Source organism: Paraclostridium sp. (assembly GCF_051657365.1).
Classification (GTDB): Bacteria; Bacillota; Clostridia; order Peptostreptococcales; family Peptostreptococcaceae; genus Paraclostridium.
The window spans coordinates 12739-34764 of sequence record NZ_JBOFKN010000212.1 but is presented as its reverse complement, the minus strand read 5'-3'; the positions used below and the strand labels follow the sequence as shown (position 1 = coordinate 34764).

Below are 22026 nucleotides of genomic sequence, written 5' to 3'. Positions count from 1 at the left end.
TTTGTTTAGCAATTTTGAATTGCTAAATTGTCAAAAATAAACATTCTACAACATTATATTTAAACTTTAAAAGTAGAATTTATATAGTTATTAATTTTTATAGCTAAGTCAATTGAATTAGAACTTTCAGGAATCAATTCTAATGTATCTTCTATGCTTTTTATGATGATTTTTTTATCATTATCAGAATTTATAACCTCAAAGGTTTCAATTTGAGATAATGGTATTTTTGTAAAAATATAATCGTTATTATAATCTGAATCTAAAAAGTTATAATCTGAACTTTTAATATATAAACTGTCAGAAGTTAAAATGATATTTAGTAATGGTGGATATTTTACTGATGAAGGCATACCAGATATAATTTCAAAAATACATCTAGATAATATACCCTTTGCAAAATCTTTATTGTTAGGATAACAATTAAGTTTTATTAGAATATCTTCTTTATTAATAACATTCAATAGAGATTCCTCCTATAGATCAAATTATTAAATCATAATAAATACATTTGCTAAAACAATATTTAATATAAAAGTAATTTTAATTTAGAAGATAATTTAAATAGACTATATTATGTGGGTTATAAATTGGCATTGCTATAAAAACGTTAACATGGTTATTATGTGCAATTGCATAATAGCGTCTATACTTTGATTTACATATTATATCTTTTTTATAAATTAGAATTACTTTATAAAAATGCTAACATAAAAATGATAATAAAAGTAAAAAGTGGACTGAAATTAGCTTTTTATGGAGTGAAATGACGAAAGTATGTATTTCACTCCATAAAAAACCTATCTTAGTCCACTTTTTACTCTTAAAAATAACTATATGATAATATGGATTTCAAATAAATAAAATATTAATAAATAAAAAATATAAAATTCAAATAAAAATTAGGAGGCAGAAAATGAAAAAAAAGCATATAGCAATAGCTGTAATAATAGTAATAGTTTGGGCATGTATAATAGGTTTTTTTATAATAAAAAGCAAAGAAAAAGAAGTTAAATCAAGTGAAAGTATAAAAAGGTATGTTATACCAGAAGAGAAAAAGACCTTTTTAAACGGAACTGTACAACCTGATAAATCAAAAGTGTTTTTTAAAGATGCAACTAAAGGTGAGAACTATACAATAAATAAAAATGATGGAGAGATGGTAAGTAAAGGTAGCTTGCTTATAACTTATAAAAATGAAGAAGTATCAAATCAAATTTCAGGTTTAGAAGAGCAAATAAGTGAACTTAAAAAAGAAAAAAATAAGGCTAGTAATGGACAAGCTCAAGTAAATGAAACTCAGATCGTAGAAATTCAACAAGAAATGGCTAACCCAATTGAAGCAGAAATTAAAAATGCTCAAAAAGAACTAGCAAAATTAAAAAAACAAAAATATTCTTATGAATATGCACCATTTGCAGGAATCGTATGTATATCAAATCAAGATTCAGGAACAGAAAATCAATCATTATTAAAACTTAGAAGTTCAGATTTGCATGTAAAATCTCAGGTTTCAGAAAGGGAACTGGATAAAGTAAAGAAAGATCAACCGGTAGAAGTATTAATTTTAGCTAATGACAAAACAGTAAAGGGAAAAATTGAAGAAGTTTCACATGAACCTGAAGATCAAGTTAGCACAATGGGAGAAAGTACTGCTGGAGCATCAAGTATAGCTAATTATCCAGTAATAATAGATTTAGATTCTCAATCAAATATAGTTAATGGATATCATGTACAAGCAAAGATTAAATCAACAGATAAAGAAATAAAAATACCTACAAGTGCAATAAAATCAGAAAAAAATAAGAAGTATGTTTATTTAATAAGAGATGATAAATTAGAAAAACAATTTATTAAAACTAAAGGAACAAAAGGTGAATTTACAATAGTAACATCAGGCTTAAAAGAAAAAGATGAAATAGTAGAAGTTGTTAAGGATGATATGAAAGAAGGTCAATCAGTTGAATAAACTTATACAGCTTAATAATATACAAAAATATTATAGCGTAGGTAAGGATAAGTTACATGTTCTAAAATCACTAAGCCTGGATATAGAACATGGCGATTTTGTAATGATAATGGGTAAGTCTGGAAGTGGAAAAACTACATTGTTAAATATATTAGGATTTCTTGATAAATTTGATGAAGGCGAGTATATATTTAACGGAACAAATGTTACTAACTTAACAGAAGTTGAAAGATCTCATTTTAGAAATAAAAATATAGGATTTATATTTCAACAGTTTCATCTTATAAATAATTTAAATATATGTCAAAACATTGAATTACCCCTTCTTTATGACAATAAATTTGGTAAGAAGGAAAGGTTAAAAAAAGTTAAAAAAAACCTGGGTATGGTAGGGTTATTGGATAAAATAAATCAATTTCCAAATGAATTATCAGGAGGACAGCAACAACGTATTTCAATAGCAAGGGCACTTATAAATGATCCACAGCTAATATTTGCAGATGAGCCAACAGGAGCATTAGATACTAATACTAGTAATGAAATAATGAGTATATTAGAAAATCTAAACAAAGAGGGTAAAACTATAATTATGGTTACCCATGATCCTGACCTTGTAAAGTATGCAACAAAAGTTATACATCTTAGAGATGGTGTATTTACGGAGGAGGTTTAGATATGAGTATAAAAAATTTAATTAAAAGTGCTCTTTTAAGCCTAAAAGCTAATAAGCTTAGAGTTTTCTTAACAATGATAGGAATAATTATAGGAATAAGTTCCGTTGTAGTAGTTTTATCTATCGGTGATGGGCTTAAAGCTCAAGTATCAAAGGCTACAGGCAAAGCAAAGGCTAATAAAGTTAGTGTGAATTTTGCACCTGATAATTATGGTGAAGACATAGTAGCGATGCAACCTTTTATAGAAAATGATATATATGATTTAAAAGAAATTAATGGAGTTGAAAAAGTTGAAAAGCCTAAAGCTGAAGAGGGTTTAGGTATGGGAGATGGGGTTTATGCTGATGTAGATTTTCTAGGTAAGAAAGCATCAATTATGGCATCAGCATATGATGATGAAAGTAGTGATATTTTCTCAAGTAAAAAATCAGATAAAGTATCGGAAGGTAGATATTTTAAAAAAAGTGATGTAAATAATGATGTTATAGTAATAACATATGAAAATGCGGAGATTTTGTTTGAAAAACCTAAAGAAGCTATAGGGAAAGCAATAGATATAAATGGAACTATGTTTGAAGTTATTGGTGTTCTAGAAAAGTCTGATAGTATATTTTCTAGTGGAGAAGATTTAATTCAAAAATCATCATTAGACAGAATTAATGATTTGAAAAATAAGGATAATGGTGAAACTATAACATCTTTAGATGTATTTATACTACCTGGATATGATTTTGATACTGTTTCAAAAGAAGTTAAATCAACTTTAGAAGAATCACATTCAGATATAGCTGGTACATATGAAGTGTTCAATCCTGGATCTATTACAGAGGCATTTACTAAAATAATTTCTAGTATTACGATGTTTATTACGCTTATAACAGCTATATCACTATTTGTTGGTGGAATTGGCGTTATGAATATAATGTATGTATCAGTTACAGAAAGAAAGCGAGAAATAGGAATAAGACGTGCAATAGGTGCAACTCCAAATTCGATAATGTTACAGTTTTTATTTGAAGCAGTATTTGTAACTTTATTGGGAGGATTATTAGGTATATTAATCGGATTTATACTATCGCAAATAGCAGGAATGTTTATGCCGTTTAAGCCGGTAGTTACAATAGGAACATTTATAGGAGCTTCTTCAACATCTGTTATTGTGGGAATTATTTTTGGGATAATACCAGCATATAAAGCATCTAGATTAGACCCTATAAAAGCTATATACAATTAATTAAATAATAAAATTTACATAAAAATTCAAATTAAAAAGGAGATATATATGAGTAATTTAAAGAAATTATTAATTCAACCTAAAGATTACTTCGAAAATGTAAAGGATTCTGACTTAGAAAAGAGACAACCTATAAGACTAAGATACTTATTTATAATATTTATAATAGTTGGGTTTATTGCATTTTCAAGTCAAATTAGCCAATTTACTTATGGTTTTAATGAGGGACTTGGAAATCAAGAAGTTGACGAAAATATAATTAAGATTGTAGGATATACATTTAATTTAGTTTTTTCATTAATATGGGCTTGGATTTGTGTAAATACTTTGTATTTAGTAAGTAAGGTATTTTTAAAATTAGTTGAGAATAAAGAGATAGAAGATAAAAAGTATTTTAAAAACCTTTTATATGTTAGATATATTGTGGGAGTAATAGCTGCTTCAATTTTAATAACATTGATGAGTTTCATTATAAAAGATATAAATTTATTAGCTATTGTAGGATCAATAAATGATTTATTTATAGATTTATGGACTACATATATATTATATGGGATACTTAAGTATTATATTGGAACAAAGAAAATACATAAAATTTTACCGACTATATTATATATACTTACTATAATAATAACTATAATAACATTAGTTTAATCTATGATAAATAATAACTAAACCCGTGAACTTTAATTAAAAGTAACGGGTTTAGTTATTATTAAAAGTTTAAAATTCACGATATGGTGAATTAATTTATTATAATAACTTTATGAAAATTAGAATATGACTTTATCACAAATCAAAAATTAATTAAGTAATGATTTTTTACATATTAGTTTTAAATTGTCTTTATTTTTTCTTTATCCCATATAAATAGCTGATCAGAGTTATTTAAAGATTTGAATAAATTTCTCTTAACGTTAGGAATATCTATATTAAGTTTATGGATAAGTTCTTTTACATTTTGTCTATTAGTATGACCATCAGCAGGACATGGATTTTTAATAACAGGGTAGTTATAATCTCTAGTTGCTTTCTTTGTCATATATTCATCTATATATACCATAGGTCTTATTATAGTTAGACCTTGTCTATCAAGGTAGGTTTTTGGAGAGAAACAGCTAACTCTTCCTTCATAAAACATAGACATTATAAAAGTTTCTACAGCATCATCCTTATGATGACCTAGGGCCACTTTATTACATCCTAATTTTTTTGCATTATCGTTTAAAGCACCACGTCTTAAATTTGCACATAATGAACATGGATTTTTTTCTTTTCTTATATCAAATATTATTTCCTTTATATTTGTTTGAATTTCATGAAATTCAACATTTAGATTTTTACATAAATCATATAAAGGAGAATTATCAACTCCACCAGGATTTAAAGTTATAGCTATAAGTTCAAAGTTTTGAGGTGAAAATTTTTTGTAATTATTTAAAATATGAAGAAGTGTTAAACTATCTTTTCCACCAGATAAACCTATAGCTATTTTATCTCCTTCTTGGACCATATCAAAGTCATTAATAGCTTGTCTTGTTTTACTAAGCAATTTTTGCATGGGTATATTCCTCCTAAGAATATATAGTATTCGTTAAAAAACTATTATATCAGACTGAATTTTCTATAACAATTGAAATGATATAGATTTAATTTAAAGTATTTTTTAAAATAAATATTAAATACTAAAAATGATAGATTTTGATTAACAAAGATAACAATTATAAATTTTAAAAAATAAGTAATATATAAAATAAAAGTGAGTAAACGATATCATACATTTTAAATAATAAAAATATTCTAGAAAATATTGCAAAACCTCAAAATATGTGGTTTTTTGTCTAGAAAAGGCATATATATATATGTTAAAATATGAAAGTGATTCTTATGGGAGGGCGAAAACAAAATGGCAAATAATAAACAACCATATGCTTTAGTTTTTGGAGTATCAGTATTTGATATCTTCGGATTTACGAATAATAATTATAGATGTAATGATTCGAATCCAGGAAAAGTTAAAACTTCTTTTGGAGGAGTTTGCAGAAATATAGCAGAAAATATGGCAAGAGTAGGAATAAATACAAAATTTATATCTATATTAGGTGATGATGAAACAGGAAGAAGAATGATGGAACATTCTCAAGTTATGAACTATGATATGGGAGAATCTTTAGTAATTAAAGGTGAAAGTACTCCTACATATATGGCAGTTTTAAATCATACAGGTGAACTTGAATCAGCAGTTGTAGACATGAAAATAACGGATATGTTTACTACGGATTTTATAGATTCTAAAGCTGATATGATAAGAAACTCTGAGTATATGTTTTTAGATTCGGATAAACCAGATATAGTGGAATATATATTAAAGACATTTAAAGATGAAACTAAATTTATATTAGATCCAGTATCTGCTTGCAAAGCTAAAAACGTAAAACATTTAATAAAATATTTCCATACTATAAAACCTAATAGATATGAAGCTGAAATAATGTGCGGATTTGAAATAAAGTCTGAAGATGACTTAAGAAGAGCAGGAAAGCACTTTATCGAACTAGGAATAGAAAATGTATTTATAAGTTTAGATGAAGATGGAATATATTATAATAATGGAAATGAAGAAGGAACAATAAAAGCTAATAATGTTCCGGTTGTAAATGTTACAGGAGCTGGAGATTCATTTGTAGCTGGGTTAGGATATGGATATATGAATAATGTATCTTTGAAAGATACAGTGAAATATGCAGTAGCTATGTCTGTTTTAACTATAGCTCATGAGGACACTATACATCCTGAAATGAGTGATACGGTTGTTTTAAAACATATAGAAACTCTTGAGTGGTCGGAAAAAGAATACTAGGATTCATATTAATAGAAATTATAAAAGCTATAGATTTATTTTACTAAATCTATAGCTTATTTATTTTGTAAGGGTTTAACTAGAATGCCCAGTTTCCATCCTTGAATATTTGAACTTTTTCTCCGTTAGTAGTTTCACCAACTATATTCATGTCAGGAGAACCTATCATGAAGTCAACGTGAGTTATACTGAAGTTTATACCATGCTTATCTAAATCTTCTTGAGGTATGTTAACACCATTTTCTACACAACTTTTGTAAGCTGTACCTATAGCAAAGTGACAAGATGCATTTTCATCATATAAAGTATTATAGAATACTATATTTGTATCTGATATAGGTGATTTAAATGGAACTAAAGCAACTTCTCCAAGATAATGAGATCCTTCATCAGTAGCTATTAATTTAGCTAAAGTTTCGTAACCTTCCTCAGCTGTAAAGTCTACTATTTTTCCATCTTTAAAAGTTATTGTAAAGTTGTTTATAATATTTCCACCATAAACAAGAGGTTTAGTACTTGCAACAACACCGTTAACACCAAACTTATGAGGTAATGTAAATACTTCTTCAGTTGGTATGTTTGGGTTAAAGTTTACTCCGTTAGGATCTTTTGAAGCACCACTTGCCCATATATGACCTTCAGGTAATTCCATAGTTATATCTGTTTTACCAGATTTGAAGTATAAAGTTTTGAATTTACTTTCGTTTAAGAATTTCATTCTAACTTTTAAGTTTTTATTATGTTGATTCCATGCTTCTATTGGATCTTCTTGATCAACTCTTGTACAATGGAATATTGCTTCCCATAATTTATCTATTGCTTCTTCTTCAGAAACTCCTGGGAATACTTTTTTAGACCAGTTTGCTGTAGGAACAGAAACTATACTCCATTTTGATTTATCTGATAAAGTATATGATCTCCATTCTTGAAGAGCTTGAGCAGAAGCTTTTTGGAAGTTTGCTACTCTTTGAGGATCAACATCTTTTAATAAGTCTGGATCTTGAGCATAAACAGTTAAAAAAGCTCCACCGTTTTTAGCTATATCAACATATTGATCTGATACCCAAGTAGGGAATTCGTTAAAAGTCTCTTCTGGAGCATTTAAGTATTTTATAAGAGTACATTCCTCATCAGACCACTCTACAAATACTTCTTTAGCACCTAAATCGTAAGCTTTTTTTACAGCTTTTCTTACGAAAGGAGCACATTCAATAGGAGATCTAACTAATAACGTTTGTCCAGGTTGTATATTTACTCCTACTTTAACTGATAACTCAGCGTATTTTTCTAAATTTTGTTCTAAATTCACTAAGGTCACATCCTCTCAAAAAATTTACATTTAAGTAAAATTATGCTTATTTAAGATAAGTATAGCATCATTTTTATCATTAATACAAAACACTTTTTTAAAATGAAAAAAGTTGTATTATTCTAAAATAATAGATTATTCAAGCAAATTTGTTTTGAAATATCTACAATATGATTTTAAAATACCCATAATTTAAAAATTTAATAAAATAAAGTAAATAATGTAACTATTTTAAGGGTAATGAAAGATAGTATAAGGTTATATATTTTGATATAATATTATTTATTATGTTGATAGATAGGAGGAGTTAGATTGCAGTTATATGACGCTATTTTTTATAGAAAATCTATTAAAAAATACTCTAAAAAAAAGTTAAGTATAAATATGTTTGAAGAAGTTAAACATATGTGTGAAAACATGGAAGGATTAGATGAAAATATAAAAATCAAGGCTTATCCTATATTAAAAGGTGATAGTTTAAAGTTTATAATAAAAAAAAGACATAGAATAGTTGCACCACATTATATTTTATTGACAGCCAAACTTCCTGAATCAGTTGAAGATATTGAGGAATCTAAGGAAAATAAGAACGGTGAAAAAATTACTATTAAATATTTTGATAGTGTAGGATATGCAGGAGAAGAGTTAATTTTAAAATTAACAGAAATGGGTTTAGCTACAAGTTGGTTAGATAATACATTTAATAAAGAATCTGTTTTAGATTTTGTTCATTTAGAGGACAATGAGATACCAGCTATGTTAATAGCATTTGGATTCCCAGAGTCAAAAGATGGATTATTTAGAAAAGAAGAAGAAAATATAGATAGAAAGCCTTTGAAACAAATAGCTAAAAAAGTAGATGAAAAATGGAATGATATTATAGAATGTGTAAGGTTATCGCCATCATATAAAAATTCACAACCATGGAGATTTTATCAAGGTAATGAAGGTCTTAATATATATTTAAAAAAAGATTCAAATGAAGAGATTAATCAAGTTAATATGGGTATTGCTTTAAAACATTTCGAAATAGCATGTAAACATAATGATATAGATTTTAAATATGAAAAATTAGATATTAAAGATAAATTAAGAAAAGAATATTATATAAGTGTCGTATAATTAAAGAGTAACTCTATGTATAAATAGAGTTACTCTTTAATTTTGGTAAAAATTACAAAAAAATTACAGAAAATGAGAAATTTTAACAATATTATAATTTATGTTATAATATTGTTAAATTAACTAGAAAGGTATATGGGGAGATGCTTCATTTTTATATACTTTTAACAAGTGTTGGAATTTACCTAAGTTTTATAAATATTTATGATTTTAAGAGAAATAAAGTTAAGCTTATTATATATTTTCTATTTATATATACAGCTTTAGCTATATCATATAAATATTTAAAAATATCACCATTATATGGATTGAATATAATAAATTCTATTTTAGTTTATAAACTAACGAAGAAAACGTTGTTGACTATTACAATACCATTAATGTCTACAGTTCTGTATATAACAGTAAATATGACTTTTTATCACATTATTTTATTTTTTACAGATATAAATATATACAAAATGAATAATAGAATATATTTAATTTTATATTATTTAATTACATATGTGTTTATTGTTTTTATAGCTAAATTTTTAAATGAAAAATTCATAAAAAATATTGATGAAATTGGTATTTTTGATAAGTTTAAAATACAGGCATTAATCATATTAACAAGTATATTATCTATAAGTATATATTTTGAAACAATAAGGCAAATGAAGGTAGTATGCATATATGATATACAAATAAAACAGAATGGGATATTACCATTTTTATATTTTATAACTTTTTTATCTATTATTTTTTTAGTTATGTTAATAAATAATCAAAAAAGGTTGATAGAAGTTAATGAGTATAACGAAAAATTAGAATATATGACAAATGAGATGAAAAAATTTAGGCATGATTATAAAAACATAATGTTATCTATGTGTGGATACATAGAAGAAAATGATATGGACGGGCTTAAAAAATTATTTTATTCAAATATAGAATGCTCAAGTAAATATTTAGATTTCTGCAATTTGAATCTTTCATCTATTGGAAATATAAATTGTATGGAAGTCAAAGGATTAGTTGCATCAAAATTAATAAAAGCAGAAAATCAAGGAATATCTACAAATGCATATATTCCAGATTTTATAAAACTTATAAATTTAAATTGTTTAGATTTATGTAGAATTTTAGGAATTATTTTAGATAATTGCATAGATTCTAGCTTAGAATGTGAAAATCCAGAGATAACTATCTCAATTATTGAAAAAGAAAAATTAATTTCAATAACAATTTCAAATACATATAAAAACAACATAGATGATACGTCAAAGTTATTTAAGAGTGGATACTCTTCAAAGGGAGAAGGAAGAGGAATTGGACTTAGCAATTTAAGGGAAATATTAAATAACTATGATAATGTATATTTTGATATAAAAGCAGAGGATGAATTTATTCAAAAATTAGATATATATAAGTAAGGAGGGGTTAGGATGAATATATTTATATGTGAAGACAATAAAGATCAGAGATCTAGCCTTGAAAATGCTATAGAATCTATTTTAGAAATAGAAAATATAGAAGGTCAAATCATATTATCTAGTGATTCATCTAAAGAAATTTTAGATTATACTACTAAGTTTAAAAACAAGGGAGTATACTTTCTAGATATACATATAGGAGAAGATATAAATGGCATTGAGTTAGCAAAGCATATAAATGAAATAGACAAAGATGCTATAATTATTATGATTACATCAGATGAAGGAATGGGCCACCTTACTTTTAAATATCATATAGGAGCTATAGATTATATAGTTAAAGGTGATTTTGAACAAGTGAAGAAAAGAGTCAGAGAGTGTCTTTTATGTGCGAATAAAAAAGGTATATGCGATACAAAAGAAGATTATTTTTTTATAGATAGATTAGATAGTGTAAATAAAGTCAAATACGAGGATATATTGTACTTTGAAACTTGTAAAAAAAGGTTCATAGGAGTTAGTACCTGTAATAGTTACATAGAGTTCAATGGGACATTAAAAGAATTAGAGAAAGTACTGGATGATAGATTTATAAGATGTCACAAGTCTTATATTATAAATAAAGATAAGGTTAGCAATATTGATAAAAAACAAAGAATTATTACGATGGAAAATGGAAGTAAATGTTATGTTTCATTGTTACTTTTAAAAAAAACGGTGGATAGTATTTTAGTACAAAGTACGTGATTGATAGGGTTTGCAAAAATAGTTGACATCAGTATAAATAAGTGTAATAATTATACACAAGAGAAAGCTTTAAATTATCCCGAGAGGATATTAAGCATTATTTATTTTAAACAAAATAATAAAAGTTCCTTGAAAGTAGTCCAGAGAGGCTAGTAAGGTTATATAAATTAGTTAATTTGTACACATATAACCTCTAACTGGATTAGTTAGAGGTTTTTTTATATAAAAAATAAAATAATAAAGTCTTTTAAACTAGTCCAGAGAGGCTGGGAAAGATATCCTCATGACATTTTGGTTATGAAATATTGAATCCTTACACCTCTAGAGGTGTAAGGATTTTTCTGATATTAGGGGCTTTATATAAAAGGAGAGAGTAAAATGATAAATGGAAAAGACAAATTAATCGTGGCAGTAGATACTAACGACTTTGATAAAGCTAAGGAATTAATAGATAAACTAGAAGATAGTGTTGATATATTTAAAGTAGGATTAGAACAATATGTAGCAACAAGAGGAAAGACTGTTGATTATCTTAAAGAAAAAGGTAAAAAAATATTTTTAGATCTTAAGTTTCATGATATACCAAACACAATGCAAAGTGCAGTAAGAGCTGCAGTAAGAGATAATGTTTGGTTAATGACTATACATGTTTCAGATATGGAAGGTATGAGACAATGTGCTTATGCTGCAAAGGAAGAAGCAGAAAAGTTAGGAATAGAAAAACCAATAATAGTAGGAGTTACAGTTTTAACTTCTTTAAGTGATAAAGATTTACAAGATATAGGATGTAATATGACAACTCAAGAATTAGCAATAAAAAGAGCAAAATTAGCTAAAGAAGCTGGAATAGATGGCATAGTTTGTTCAGCTCAAGAAGTAGATAAGATAGTAGAAGCTTGTGGAAGTGAATTTGTTACAGTATGTCCAGGCATAAGACCAGCCAGTGCAGATAATGGAGATCAAAAAAGAGTTGTGACACCAAAAGATGCAATAAATAAAGGCGCTCACTATTTAGTAGTTGGAAGACCAATAACTAAAGCAGAAAATCCAGATGAAGCAGCAAGAAATATAATAAGTGAAATAGAAAACGCTTAAGGGGAGGCAAGTTATGAAAGCTAAGTTAATATTAGAAGATGGAACTATATTTGAAGGTAAAGCCTTTGGATACTTAAAAGAGAGTGTAGGAGAAGTAGTATTCAATACTTCTATGACAGGCTACGGAGAAGTATTAACAGACCCATCATATTATGGGCAAATAGTAACAATGACTTACCCTTTAATAGGGAACTATGGAATAAATTTAGAGGATGTTGAATCAAAAGGAGTTCATGTAAAAGGATTTATAGTAAGAGAAAAATGTGAAAATCCAAATAACTTTAGATGTGAAATGGATATAGATACATACTTAAAGCAAAACAAAGTTATAGGACTTGAAGGAATAGATACAAGAGCTTTAACTAAAATACTAAGAAACAATGGAACTATGAAAGGAATAATAACTTTAGAAAATGCGACTCTAGAAGATGTTGTTTCGAAAATAGGGAAGTTTTCCAATACAGAAGCAGTTAGAACTGTTACGAGAAAAGAAAAAGAATATATAAAAGGAAATGGACCAAAAGTAGCAGTTATGGACTTTGGAGTTAAAGAAAACATACTAAGATCATTTAAGGCAAGAAATTGTGATTTAGTAGTATTACCAGCGACTACAACGGCAAAGGAAATACTAAATGAAAACCCAGATTTAATATTCTTATCTAATGGACCAGGAGATCCTGAAGATTTAGATGATGTTATAGAAAATATAAAAGAGTTAATAGGTAAAAAACCTATAGCTGGAATATGCTTAGGACATCAGCTTTTAGCTTTAACATTAGGAGGACAAACGGCAAGACTTAAGTTTGGACACAGAGGTGGAAATCATCCAGTTAAAGATTTAGAAGACGGAAAAGTATATATAACATCTCAAAATCATGGATACTATGTTTCAAAGATGCCAGAAAATATGAGCATCACACATGTAAATCTAAATGATAATACAGTAGAAGGTATGAGACACAATGAATTACCAATATATAGTGTTCAATATCACCCAGAGGCTTGCCCGGGTCCAAAAGACAATGATTATATATTTGATAATTTCTTAAAATTAATATAATAGATTTTCAAATTAACTAGATAAGGAGATTATGAGTATGCCTAAAATAGATAGTATAAAAAAGACGTTAGTATTAGGATCAGGACCAATAATAATAGGGCAGGCGGCAGAGTTTGACTACTCTGGAACACAAGCTTGCCAAGCTTTAAAAGAAGAAGGAATAGAGGTTGTTTTAATAAATAGTAACCCAGCTACTATAATGACGGACGAAGAAGTAGCAGATAAAATATATATAGAACCATTAACAATAGAATTTATAGAAAAAATAATAGAAAAAGAAAGACCGGATAGTATACTAGCAGGAATGGGAGGGCAAACAGGGCTTAACTTAGCTGTTGAACTTCACGATAACGGGATACTTGATAAATATAATGTAAGAGTTTTAGGGACTTCTATTGAATCTATTAAAAAAGGTGAAGATAGAGATTTATTTAGAGAAGTTATGAAAGAAATAAATCAACCAGTAGTAATAAGTGATATAGTAACTACGTTAAAAGATGGATTAGTATTTGCAGATAAAATAGGATATCCAGTAGTAGTTAGACCGGCATATACATTAGGTGGAACTGGTGGAGGTATAGCTGAGACTGAAGAAGAGTTAACAGAAATACTTACTCAAGGATTACAACTAAGTCCAGTTAGCCAAGTGTTACTTGAAAAGAGTATAAAAGGTTGGAAAGAAATAGAATACGAAGTAATGAGAGATGGAAATGGAAACTGTATAACAGTATGTAATATGGAAAATATAGATCCTGTGGGAGTTCATACTGGAGATAGTATAGTTGTTGCACCTAGTCAAACTTTAAGTGATAAAGAATACCAAATGCTAAGAAAAGCATCTATAGATATAATAAATGCTATAGAAGTTAAAGGTGGATGTAATGTTCAGATAGCTTTAAATCCACATAGCTTAGAATATGCAATAATAGAAATAAATCCAAGAGTTTCAAGATCATCTGCTCTTGCATCTAAAGCTACAGGATATCCAATAGCAAAGGTTGCATCAAAGATTGCTCTAGGGTATACATTAGATGAAATTCAAAATGCAGTTACAAAGAAAACTTATGCATGTTTCGAACCTACTCTTGATTATGTAGTTGTAAAAATACCTAAGTGGCCATTTGATAAATTTAAACAAGCTAATAGAAAATTAGGTACAAAGATGATGGCTACAGGAGAAATCATGAGTATAGGAAGTAACTTTGAAGCAGCTATACTTAAAGGAATAAGATCTTTAGAAATAGGAAAATATTCTTTAATTCATAAAGCATCGGAAGATAGAAGCATAGAAGAATTAAAGAAAAGAGTAGTAGTTCCAGATGATGAAAGATTATTTGACTTAGCTGAGATGATAAGAAGAGGCTACAAATTAGAAATGATAGAACAAATCACTGGAGTAGATAAGTGGTTTATAAATAAATTTAAGTGGATAGTAGAACAAGAAGAAAAATTAAAAGGTATGCATATAGAGGATTTAAACAAGGAATATTTATTAGAACTTAAGAAAAAAGGATTCTCAGATAAAGGTATAGCAGATTTAATGAAAATAAGCCCAGCTAAAGTTTATGAACTAAGAAGCTTATACAATTTAAATCCATCTTATAAAATGGTTGATACTTGCGGAGGAGAATTTGATGCAGTATCTCCATACTACTACTCAACTTATGAACAATATGATGAAGTTGTAGTAAGTGATAAGAAGAAAGTTATAGTATTAGGATCAGGACCAATAAGAATAGGCCAAGGTATAGAGTTTGATTATTGCTCAGTTCACTGTGTTAAATCGTTAAGAGCACAAGGAATAGAAACTATAATAGTAAATAACAATCCAGAAACAGTAAGTACAGATTTTGATACATCTGATAAATTATACTTCGAACCACTAACTGAAGAAGAAGTATTGAATATAATAGAAAAAGAAAATCCAGATGGAGTTATACTACAATTCGGAGGGCAAACAGCTATAAAGTTAGCTAAGTTCTTAGATGAGAAGAAAATAAAGATATTAGGAACAAGTTGTTCGGATATAGATGCAGCAGAAGACAGAGAAAAATTTGATGACTTATTAGAAAAATTAAGTATAAATAGACCTAAAGGGAAAGCTATATGGTCAGTTAATGAAGGTGTTGAAGAAGCTAAGAAACTAGGTTACCCAGTACTTGTTAGACCTTCTTATGTACTTGGTGGTCAAGGTATGGAAATAACTTATGACGAGAAAAAGTTAGCTCAATATTTAAAAGATGCATTCTTAAGAGATACAAAAAATCCAGTACTTATAGATAAATACTTAACTGGTAGAGAAATAGAAGTAGATGCTATATGCGATGGAGAAGATATATTAATACCAGGGATAATGGAACACTTAGAAAGAGCAGGAGTTCACTCTGGGGATAGTATAACAATGTATCCAAGTCAAAATATATGTGATGAAATAAAAGCTAAAATATTAGAATATACTAAAAAAATAGCTTTAGAGTTAAATGTATTAGGAATGGTTAACATACAATTTATAGAGTTCCATGGAGAACTATATATAATAGAAGTTAACCCAAGAGCAAGTAGAACAGTTCCATATATAAGTAAGGTAAGCAAAGTGCCTATAATAGATTTAGCTACAAAATGTATGTTAGGATGTAAATTAAAAGATTTAGGATACGGAACAGGGGTTTATAAAGAACCTAAATTAATATCTGTTAAAGTTCCAGTATTCTCAATGTCAAAGCTTTCAAAAGTAGATGTAAGCTTAGGGCCTGAAATGAAATCAACAGGAGAAGTTTTAGGAGTTGGAGAAACTTTAGAAGAAGCTTTATTCAAAGGATTTGTAGGTGCTGGTAAGAAAATGTCTAATAAAAGAGGTGTAGTATTAGCTACTGTAAATAACTATGATAAAGATGAATTTATGGAAATAGCTAAAGACATGAATAAGTTAGGGTACACATTTGTTGCTACTGAAGGAACAGCTAAATCATTAAAAGAAAATGGAATAGAAGCTCAAATAGTAAATAGAGTTGAAGAAGCTAGACCAAATATATTAGATGTTATAAGAAACAAGCAAGTTGATATAGTTATAAATACTCCTACAAAAGGAAATGATTCAACTAGAGATGGATTTAAGATAAGAAGAACTGCAACAGAGTTCTCAACAGAAGTAATGACATCGCTAGATACATTAAAGGCTTTAGTAGAAGTAAATAAAAAAGAAATAAACAGAGATGGATTAGCTGTTTATAATATAGTTGAATAGCATAAAAATTATATTTAGAAAAATTAAAAGATGTGTCTGAACGCTCAGACACATCTTTTTGTGCGTAAGTAGGAAAAAAAAATTTAGAGAGAGTCAAGTACTAGATATTATGTAAGCAGTAGTTCAGTTTTATAATGAAAATAAACGATTTGATTAGACAATAGAACGAATGGGATTAGTAAGAGTGCAATATGAAATTATAAAAAAATTAAAACATAGTGCGAAATAAACCCATCTTAGTGCATAGTTATGATTTTTAAAACCTTGGATGATATTATTATATAAAAAATATAAAAAGTGAAAATAAAAACTTTTCATATAATTCACTAGGGAGGCACATTGATGAAAATAAAGTTTATAAAAAAAGCAGCTAATACACTTTGTGTGTTAGGATTATGCACTCTTATGGGAGGAACATCTTATGCATGGGATGGTAAAAAAGACGGAACAGGTACACATGCATTAATAGCAGAACATGGGTTAACTATGCTTAATAATGATTTAAATAAAAATGAATCAGAGGTACATAAGAAAAACTTAGAAATACTAAATAAGTATATGAAAGACTTAAAAGTAGGATCAACTTATCCAGACTATGACCCAAATGCATATGATTTATATCAAGATCACTTTTTTGATCCAGATACAGGAAATAATTTTACTATAGATAATAAATGGTATGCTGCATCACCTATATACGATACAGCAGAAACACAAGTAAGAAAGTTTACAACTCTAGCTCAAAATGAGTGGGAGAAAGGTAATTATAAAGAAGCGACATTTTTATTAGGTCAAGGATTACATTATCTAGGGGATTTAAATACTCCATATCATGCATCTAATGTAACTGCAGTTGATAGTCCTGGTCATGTTAAATATGAAACATTTGTAGAACAAAGAAAAGAAAATTATGCATTAAACACTGTTGGATATGATACAACTGCAGGCATATATAAGGATGCAGTTAAAACTCAAAATTATGATGAATGGATGACTCAAAATTCAATCTCATATGCTAAAATAGCTAAGAATTTATATTATAGCCATTCAACTATGAGCCATAGTTGGGAAGATTGGGATTACTCAGGAAGAGAAGCTATAAAAAATTCTCAAGTATGTACAGCAGGATTTTTATATAGATTTATAGATGAGGTATCTAAAGATGAATCTATAGGTCAAATTAGCAATATGGCGAGTGAATTTAATGTAGTGTTAAATACAGCTGATAACAAATATGCAGGAACAGATGATTATGTTTACTTTGGTTTTGAAACAAAAGATGGAGTTAAAAATGAATGGATATTAGATAATGCAGGTAATGATTTTGAAAGAAATCAAATTGATAACTATTTACTAAAGACAAAAGATAATGTGAAAATTGATACAAATAATATAGCTAAGTTTTGGGTTAGAAAAGATAATATGACTACTGTAAGTGATGATTGGGAATTAAGTAAATTTAAATTAATAGCAAATGGAAAAGTAATACTTCAAAAAGATATAAATAAAGTATTCACAGGAAATGAAACTTACGATATAAACTAATAATGATAAAAGCCATTTATATAAATTATATAAATGGCTTTTTATTTATTTTAAAATTTATGCATTTTGAGTTGGAGCAACATAAGCTCTCTGAGCTAATTCTTGATCAATCATTAAAAGTCCAGCAGGATCGTTTTTTAGTAATCTTAACTTTTTAACTACCTTTTCCATGCTTTCCTCTTCTTCTGATTGTTCATCAATAAACCATCTTAAGAAAGATGAAGTAGTGTGGTCCCTTTCATCCATAGCAATATCAGCCAACTGATGTATAGAATTGCTTATAAGTTTTTCATGTTCTAAAGCTAATTCAAAAACTTCTAAAGGACTTTCAAAGTCTGATTTAGGTTGTTCTATAGCTTGTAAAACTACTTTTCCACCTGCTCTACTTATGTAGTTAAAAAATTTATAAGCATGATCTCTTTCTTCTCTAGCTTGTACGTTAAAGAAATTTGCGAAACCATCTAAATTATTATCTACAAAGTATGCTTCCATTGACATATAGAAGTATTCAGAGAAAAATTCCATCTGAACTTGATTGTTTAATGCATCTAAAACCCTTTGATTTGCCATAAAAACCCCTCCTGAATTTACATTGAATTTTTGATTACAATACTATTATACAATAGTATTACCAAAATTTATTAATAAGAATAGAAAGTATTTAAAATACTCAAAATATGAAGTAATAATATGGTATAATACATAAATTGAGATTAAATTTTTAGGAGGAAATCAATGTTATTATTAGCTGATAAATGGAAAGATTATGAACTTATAGATATGGGTAACGGAGAAAAATTAGAGCGTTGGGGAAATGTCGTATTAAGAAGACCAGATCCTCAGGTTATGTGGCCAATAGCAGAAGAAAAAGGATTATGGAAAAATCCTCATGGACATTACCACAGAAGTAGCAAAGGTGGAGGAGAGTGGGAACACAAAAAGAAATATCCTCAAAAATGGACTGTAAGTTATAAAAACTTAAAGTTTAATATAAGCCCAACTGGATTTAAGCATACAGGATTATTCCCAGAGCAAGCAGCTAACTGGGATTGGTCAATGGATAAAATAAAAAATGCTGGAAGACCTGTAAAAGTATTGAATTTATTTGCATATACTGGTGGTGCTACGGTAGCTTGTGCAGCAGCTGGAGCAGAAGTATGTCACGTAGATGCATCTAAAGGTATGGTAAATTGGGCTAAAGAGAACTTACAGACATCTGGACTTCAAGATAGAAAAGTAAGGTTTATAGTAGACGATGTTGTAAAGTTTGTTGAAAGAGAAATAAGAAGAGGAAATAAATATGATGCTATAATAATGGATCCACCTTCATATGGAAGAGGGCCAAAAGGTGAAGTATGGCAAATAGAAGAAAAGTTATATGGATTAGTAGAGTTATGTACGAAAGTATTATCAGATAAACCTTTATTCTTCTTAATAAATTCATATACAACAGGATTATCTCCAATAATTCTTGAACATATATTAGATGCTACTGTTGCTAAACATGCTAATGGTGGAAATATATATGGTGGAGAAATAGGGATACCTACATCTAAAGATGGAAAAGTACTTCCATGTGGAATATTTGGAAGATGGGAGTCTAAATAATGATAAAAGTCATATATGAAGATAATCATTTACTTGTAGTAGAAAAACCTGTAAATATATTATCTCAAGGTGACGATACTAACGATAAAGATATGGTTAACTTATTAAAAGACTATGTAAAAGTTAAGTATAACAAGCCTGGAAATGTATTTATCGGTCTTATTCACAGACTAGATAGACCAGTAGGTGGAGTTATGGTTTTTGCTAAAACGTCTAAAGCTGCTTCTAGATTATCAGAACAAGTTAGAAATAAAACTTTTAAAAAGACATATAGAGCAGTTTTAAATGGAAATATAAAAAAGGACAATGACACACTAAAAGACTATCTTTATAAAAATAAAAAAACTAATATGGTAAGTGTTGTAAATAAAGGCCATAAAGAAGCTAAAGATGCAGAATTGAGCTATGAAACTTTAGATAAAAAAGATAATTTCAGCATAGTTGAAGTAGATTTAAAAACAGGTAGATCTCATCAAATAAGAGTACAGTTTGCAAGTAGAAAACATCCTTTATTTGGAGATCAAAGATATGGACAAGATATAAATAAAAAAGGAGACCAGATAGCTTTGTGGTCTTATAAAATAGAGATAAATCATCCTACGACAAAAGAGAAAATGGAATTTATATGTGAGCCACCAAGTAAATATCCATGGAACTTATTCGAGGTTTAAATATATGAACAAATATAATGGATTTTATATAGAAGAACCTTTAGGAAATAACATATTTTCACACAGTGATAGAAATAATAAGAAAATATATGTTCCTAAGCTTATAGAAGGTAATTTAAACGATGTAAAAGTAGGAAATGAAGTAGTCTTTAGCGAAATTGATTTTGAAGATGAAATTAATGCTATAGGATTGAAAAATATAGTTAAACTTAATTATAAAAATAAAGATATATATATATTTGACAATCATAATCATGCCTTTTACTTTTGGATAAAAAGCTTAAATAAAGGTATGTTTAATAAAGGATGTAAACTAGTTCATATAGATCAACATAAAGATATGAGAGAACCTGAAAATTATGAGGTTAATACAAATGATATAAGTGATGTATTTAGATACACTAACTATGTTTTGAATGTAGGTAATTTTATAAAGCCTGCTTTATATCATAAAATATTTTCAGAAGCTATTATAATAGATAGTACTTATAGCTTTGAAGTTGAGGTTGAAGGCGAAATAGTCTTAGACATAGATTTAGATATATTTTCAAAAGATATGGATTATATGTCTTATGATTTAAGAGTTGGTAAAATAAAGGAATATATAGATAGGGCGAAGGTTATAACTATTGCAAGTAGCCCATTTTTTATAGATCAAGACTACGCTATAAAAGTATTAAAAGAATTATTTAATTGTGATATAATATAAGAGTTAATTATTTATAAATTAAACCATGACATAGTCATGAATAGGAGGAAGTTAAAATGAGTTTATATACTACATGGAGATCATTAAGTGAAAACCACAATAGCCAAGAAGAAGAAGTTAAGTTCTGGGAAGAATATTTACAAAAAGAAACAGAAATATACAATGAAATATTAAATAACAAAAAAGAAGTTATAGAAGGAAAAGTTAGCGACTTAGCTGCAGCTCACAATACATCTTTAGAGTACATGATGGGATTCATAGATGGAATAAGCGAAAGTTTAAAAGAAGACTTAACAGAAGATAAATTAGAAACTATAGAAGCTGATACAGAAGTTAAGTTAGAAATAGATTGGGAAAAGTTATACTACAACATGGTATCTGTTGAAGCTCATTGGTTATATAACTTAGAAGGATGGAACAACATATTAACAGAAGATAAGAAAAAAGAATTACAAAAAGCTTTCAAAGCTACTAAAACTGTAGTTAAAGATGACAAGATAGGAAGAAATGAGCCTTGTCCATGTGGAAGTGGTAAAAAATTCAAAAAATGTTGTGGAAAATAAGGAGATAAAATGTTTTTACTAAAATTCATTGATGAAGATGATAATCTATCTACAAAAGAATTCAGTTCAATGAATTCTTTAAAGGATTACGTTAAGGATAACGACATCGAAAAGACGTGGCATCAAGTGGAAGAAGTAAAAAAAGTAATCCCTAATTTAAAAGAAGAATAAAAAAAGGAGCGAAAGCTCCTTTTTTTATTC

Annotated in this window: 21 protein-coding genes; 17 read left to right on the top strand and 4 right to left on the bottom strand. The window is 27.9% G+C overall.

The window, feature by feature from the left end:
• Nucleotides 1-59: 59 nt before the first annotated feature.
• A complete protein-coding gene (locus tag ACRCYC_RS16500; RefSeq protein WP_438620199.1) occupies nt 60-464 on the bottom strand; it encodes a hypothetical protein in 405 nt (134 codons plus the stop codon).
• Between the two features lie 452 nt (nt 465-916).
• Between ACRCYC_RS16500 and ACRCYC_RS16495 the strand changes: the two genes are divergently transcribed.
• The 4 genes from ACRCYC_RS16495 to ACRCYC_RS16480 are packed head-to-tail and all read left to right on the top strand — an operon-like array spanning nt 917 to nt 4531.
• Nucleotides 917-1969: an efflux RND transporter periplasmic adaptor subunit gene (locus ACRCYC_RS16495; protein WP_438620198.1), complete on the top strand. Its 1053-nt coding sequence runs from the start codon at nt 917-919 to the stop codon at nt 1967-1969.
• Nucleotides 1962-2642 (top strand): ABC transporter ATP-binding protein, encoded by a 681-nt coding sequence (locus tag ACRCYC_RS16490; RefSeq protein ID WP_438620197.1) that lies wholly within the window; start codon nt 1962-1964, stop codon nt 2640-2642. Before ACRCYC_RS16495 ends, ACRCYC_RS16490 begins: the two co-directional genes overlap by 8 nt.
• Before the next feature lie 2 nt (nt 2643-2644).
• Complete coding sequence (locus ACRCYC_RS16485; RefSeq protein WP_438620196.1) at nt 2645-3877, top strand: ABC transporter permease; 1233 nt, start codon at nt 2645-2647, stop codon at nt 3875-3877.
• A gap of 48 nt (nt 3878-3925) precedes the next feature.
• The gene (locus tag ACRCYC_RS16480) at nt 3926-4531 is read left to right on the top strand and encodes a YIP1 family protein (protein ID WP_438620195.1); all 606 of its coding nucleotides are present in this window, start codon (nt 3926-3928) and stop codon (nt 4529-4531) included.
• Between the two features lie 181 nt (nt 4532-4712).
• Here ACRCYC_RS16480 and ACRCYC_RS16475 read toward each other — a convergent pair whose 3' ends face one another.
• Entirely contained in the window at nt 4713-5438 is a 726-nt protein-coding gene (locus tag ACRCYC_RS16475) for a tRNA 2-thiocytidine biosynthesis TtcA family protein (RefSeq protein WP_438620194.1), read from the bottom strand.
• A 345-nt stretch (nt 5439-5783) separates the two neighbouring features.
• Here ACRCYC_RS16475 and ACRCYC_RS16470 point away from each other — a divergent pair, with 345 nt between their 5' ends.
• Complete coding sequence (locus ACRCYC_RS16470) at nt 5784-6737, top strand: carbohydrate kinase family protein (RefSeq protein ID WP_438620193.1); 954 nt, start codon at nt 5784-5786, stop codon at nt 6735-6737.
• A 79-nt stretch (nt 6738-6816) separates the two neighbouring features.
• Here ACRCYC_RS16470 and ACRCYC_RS16465 read toward each other — a convergent pair whose 3' ends face one another.
• A complete protein-coding gene (locus ACRCYC_RS16465; protein ID WP_438620192.1) occupies nt 6817-8046 on the bottom strand; it encodes an aminopeptidase in 1230 nt (409 codons plus the stop codon).
• A 312-nt stretch (nt 8047-8358) separates the two neighbouring features.
• Here ACRCYC_RS16465 and ACRCYC_RS16460 point away from each other — a divergent pair, with 312 nt between their 5' ends.
• From ACRCYC_RS16460 to ACRCYC_RS16430, 7 genes are all read left to right on the top strand, one after another.
• Nucleotides 8359-9168 (top strand): nitroreductase family protein, encoded by an 810-nt coding sequence (locus tag ACRCYC_RS16460; RefSeq protein WP_438620191.1) that lies wholly within the window; start codon nt 8359-8361, stop codon nt 9166-9168.
• Between the two features lie 461 nt (nt 9169-9629).
• Nucleotides 9630-10583, top strand: coding sequence for a sensor histidine kinase (locus ACRCYC_RS16455; protein ID WP_438620190.1), 954 nt, complete (start codon nt 9630-9632; stop codon nt 10581-10583).
• 12 nt (nt 10584-10595) lie between these two features.
• Nucleotides 10596-11330, top strand: a complete 735-nt coding sequence (locus ACRCYC_RS16450) for a LytR/AlgR family response regulator transcription factor (RefSeq protein WP_438620189.1) — start codon at nt 10596-10598, stop codon at nt 11328-11330.
• A gap of 378 nt (nt 11331-11708) precedes the next feature.
• Nucleotides 11709-12425 carry an orotidine-5'-phosphate decarboxylase gene (gene pyrF, locus ACRCYC_RS16445; protein WP_438620188.1) on the top strand — a complete coding sequence of 239 codons (717 nt, stop codon included), beginning with the start codon at nt 11709-11711 and terminating at the stop codon, nt 12423-12425.
• Nucleotides 12426-12438: 13 nt separating this feature from the next.
• The gene (carA, locus tag ACRCYC_RS16440) at nt 12439-13485 is read left to right on the top strand and encodes a glutamine-hydrolyzing carbamoyl-phosphate synthase small subunit (RefSeq protein ID WP_438620187.1); all 1047 of its coding nucleotides are present in this window, start codon (nt 12439-12441) and stop codon (nt 13483-13485) included.
• A gap of 37 nt (nt 13486-13522) precedes the next feature.
• A complete protein-coding gene (gene carB / locus ACRCYC_RS16435) occupies nt 13523-16729 on the top strand; it encodes a carbamoyl-phosphate synthase large subunit (protein ID WP_438620186.1) in 3207 nt (1068 codons plus the stop codon).
• 342 nt (nt 16730-17071) lie between these two features.
• Nucleotides 17072-18274: a zinc dependent phospholipase C family protein gene (locus ACRCYC_RS16430; protein ID WP_438620185.1), complete on the top strand. Its 1203-nt coding sequence runs from the start codon at nt 17072-17074 to the stop codon at nt 18272-18274.
• A gap of 57 nt (nt 18275-18331) precedes the next feature.
• Here ACRCYC_RS16430 and ACRCYC_RS16425 read toward each other — a convergent pair whose 3' ends face one another.
• Nucleotides 18332-18844, bottom strand: coding sequence for a ferritin (locus tag ACRCYC_RS16425; protein ID WP_438620184.1), 513 nt, complete (start codon nt 18842-18844; stop codon nt 18332-18334).
• Nucleotides 18845-19009: 165 nt separating this feature from the next.
• On the opposite strand from ACRCYC_RS16425, the gene ACRCYC_RS16420 reads away from it, so the two are divergent.
• From ACRCYC_RS16420 to ACRCYC_RS16400, 5 genes are read left to right on the top strand one after another with little or no spacing between them, the layout of a single operon-like run.
• Nucleotides 19010-19882: a class I SAM-dependent methyltransferase gene (locus ACRCYC_RS16420; protein WP_438620183.1), complete on the top strand. Its 873-nt coding sequence runs from the start codon at nt 19010-19012 to the stop codon at nt 19880-19882.
• Nucleotides 19882-20553, top strand: a complete 672-nt coding sequence (locus ACRCYC_RS16415) for an RluA family pseudouridine synthase (protein ID WP_438620182.1) — start codon at nt 19882-19884, stop codon at nt 20551-20553. Before ACRCYC_RS16420 ends, ACRCYC_RS16415 begins: the two co-directional genes overlap by 1 nt.
• A 4-nt stretch (nt 20554-20557) precedes the next feature.
• Entirely contained in the window at nt 20558-21262 is a 705-nt protein-coding gene (locus ACRCYC_RS16410) for a UPF0489 family protein (protein ID WP_438620181.1), read from the top strand.
• Nucleotides 21263-21318: 56 nt separating this feature from the next.
• The gene (locus ACRCYC_RS16405) at nt 21319-21825 is read left to right on the top strand and encodes an SEC-C metal-binding domain-containing protein (RefSeq protein WP_438620180.1); all 507 of its coding nucleotides are present in this window, start codon (nt 21319-21321) and stop codon (nt 21823-21825) included.
• Between the two features lie 9 nt (nt 21826-21834).
• Nucleotides 21835-21996: a hypothetical protein gene (locus ACRCYC_RS16400; protein WP_438620179.1), complete on the top strand. Its 162-nt coding sequence runs from the start codon at nt 21835-21837 to the stop codon at nt 21994-21996.
• Nucleotides 21997-22026: the final 30 nt, after the last annotated feature.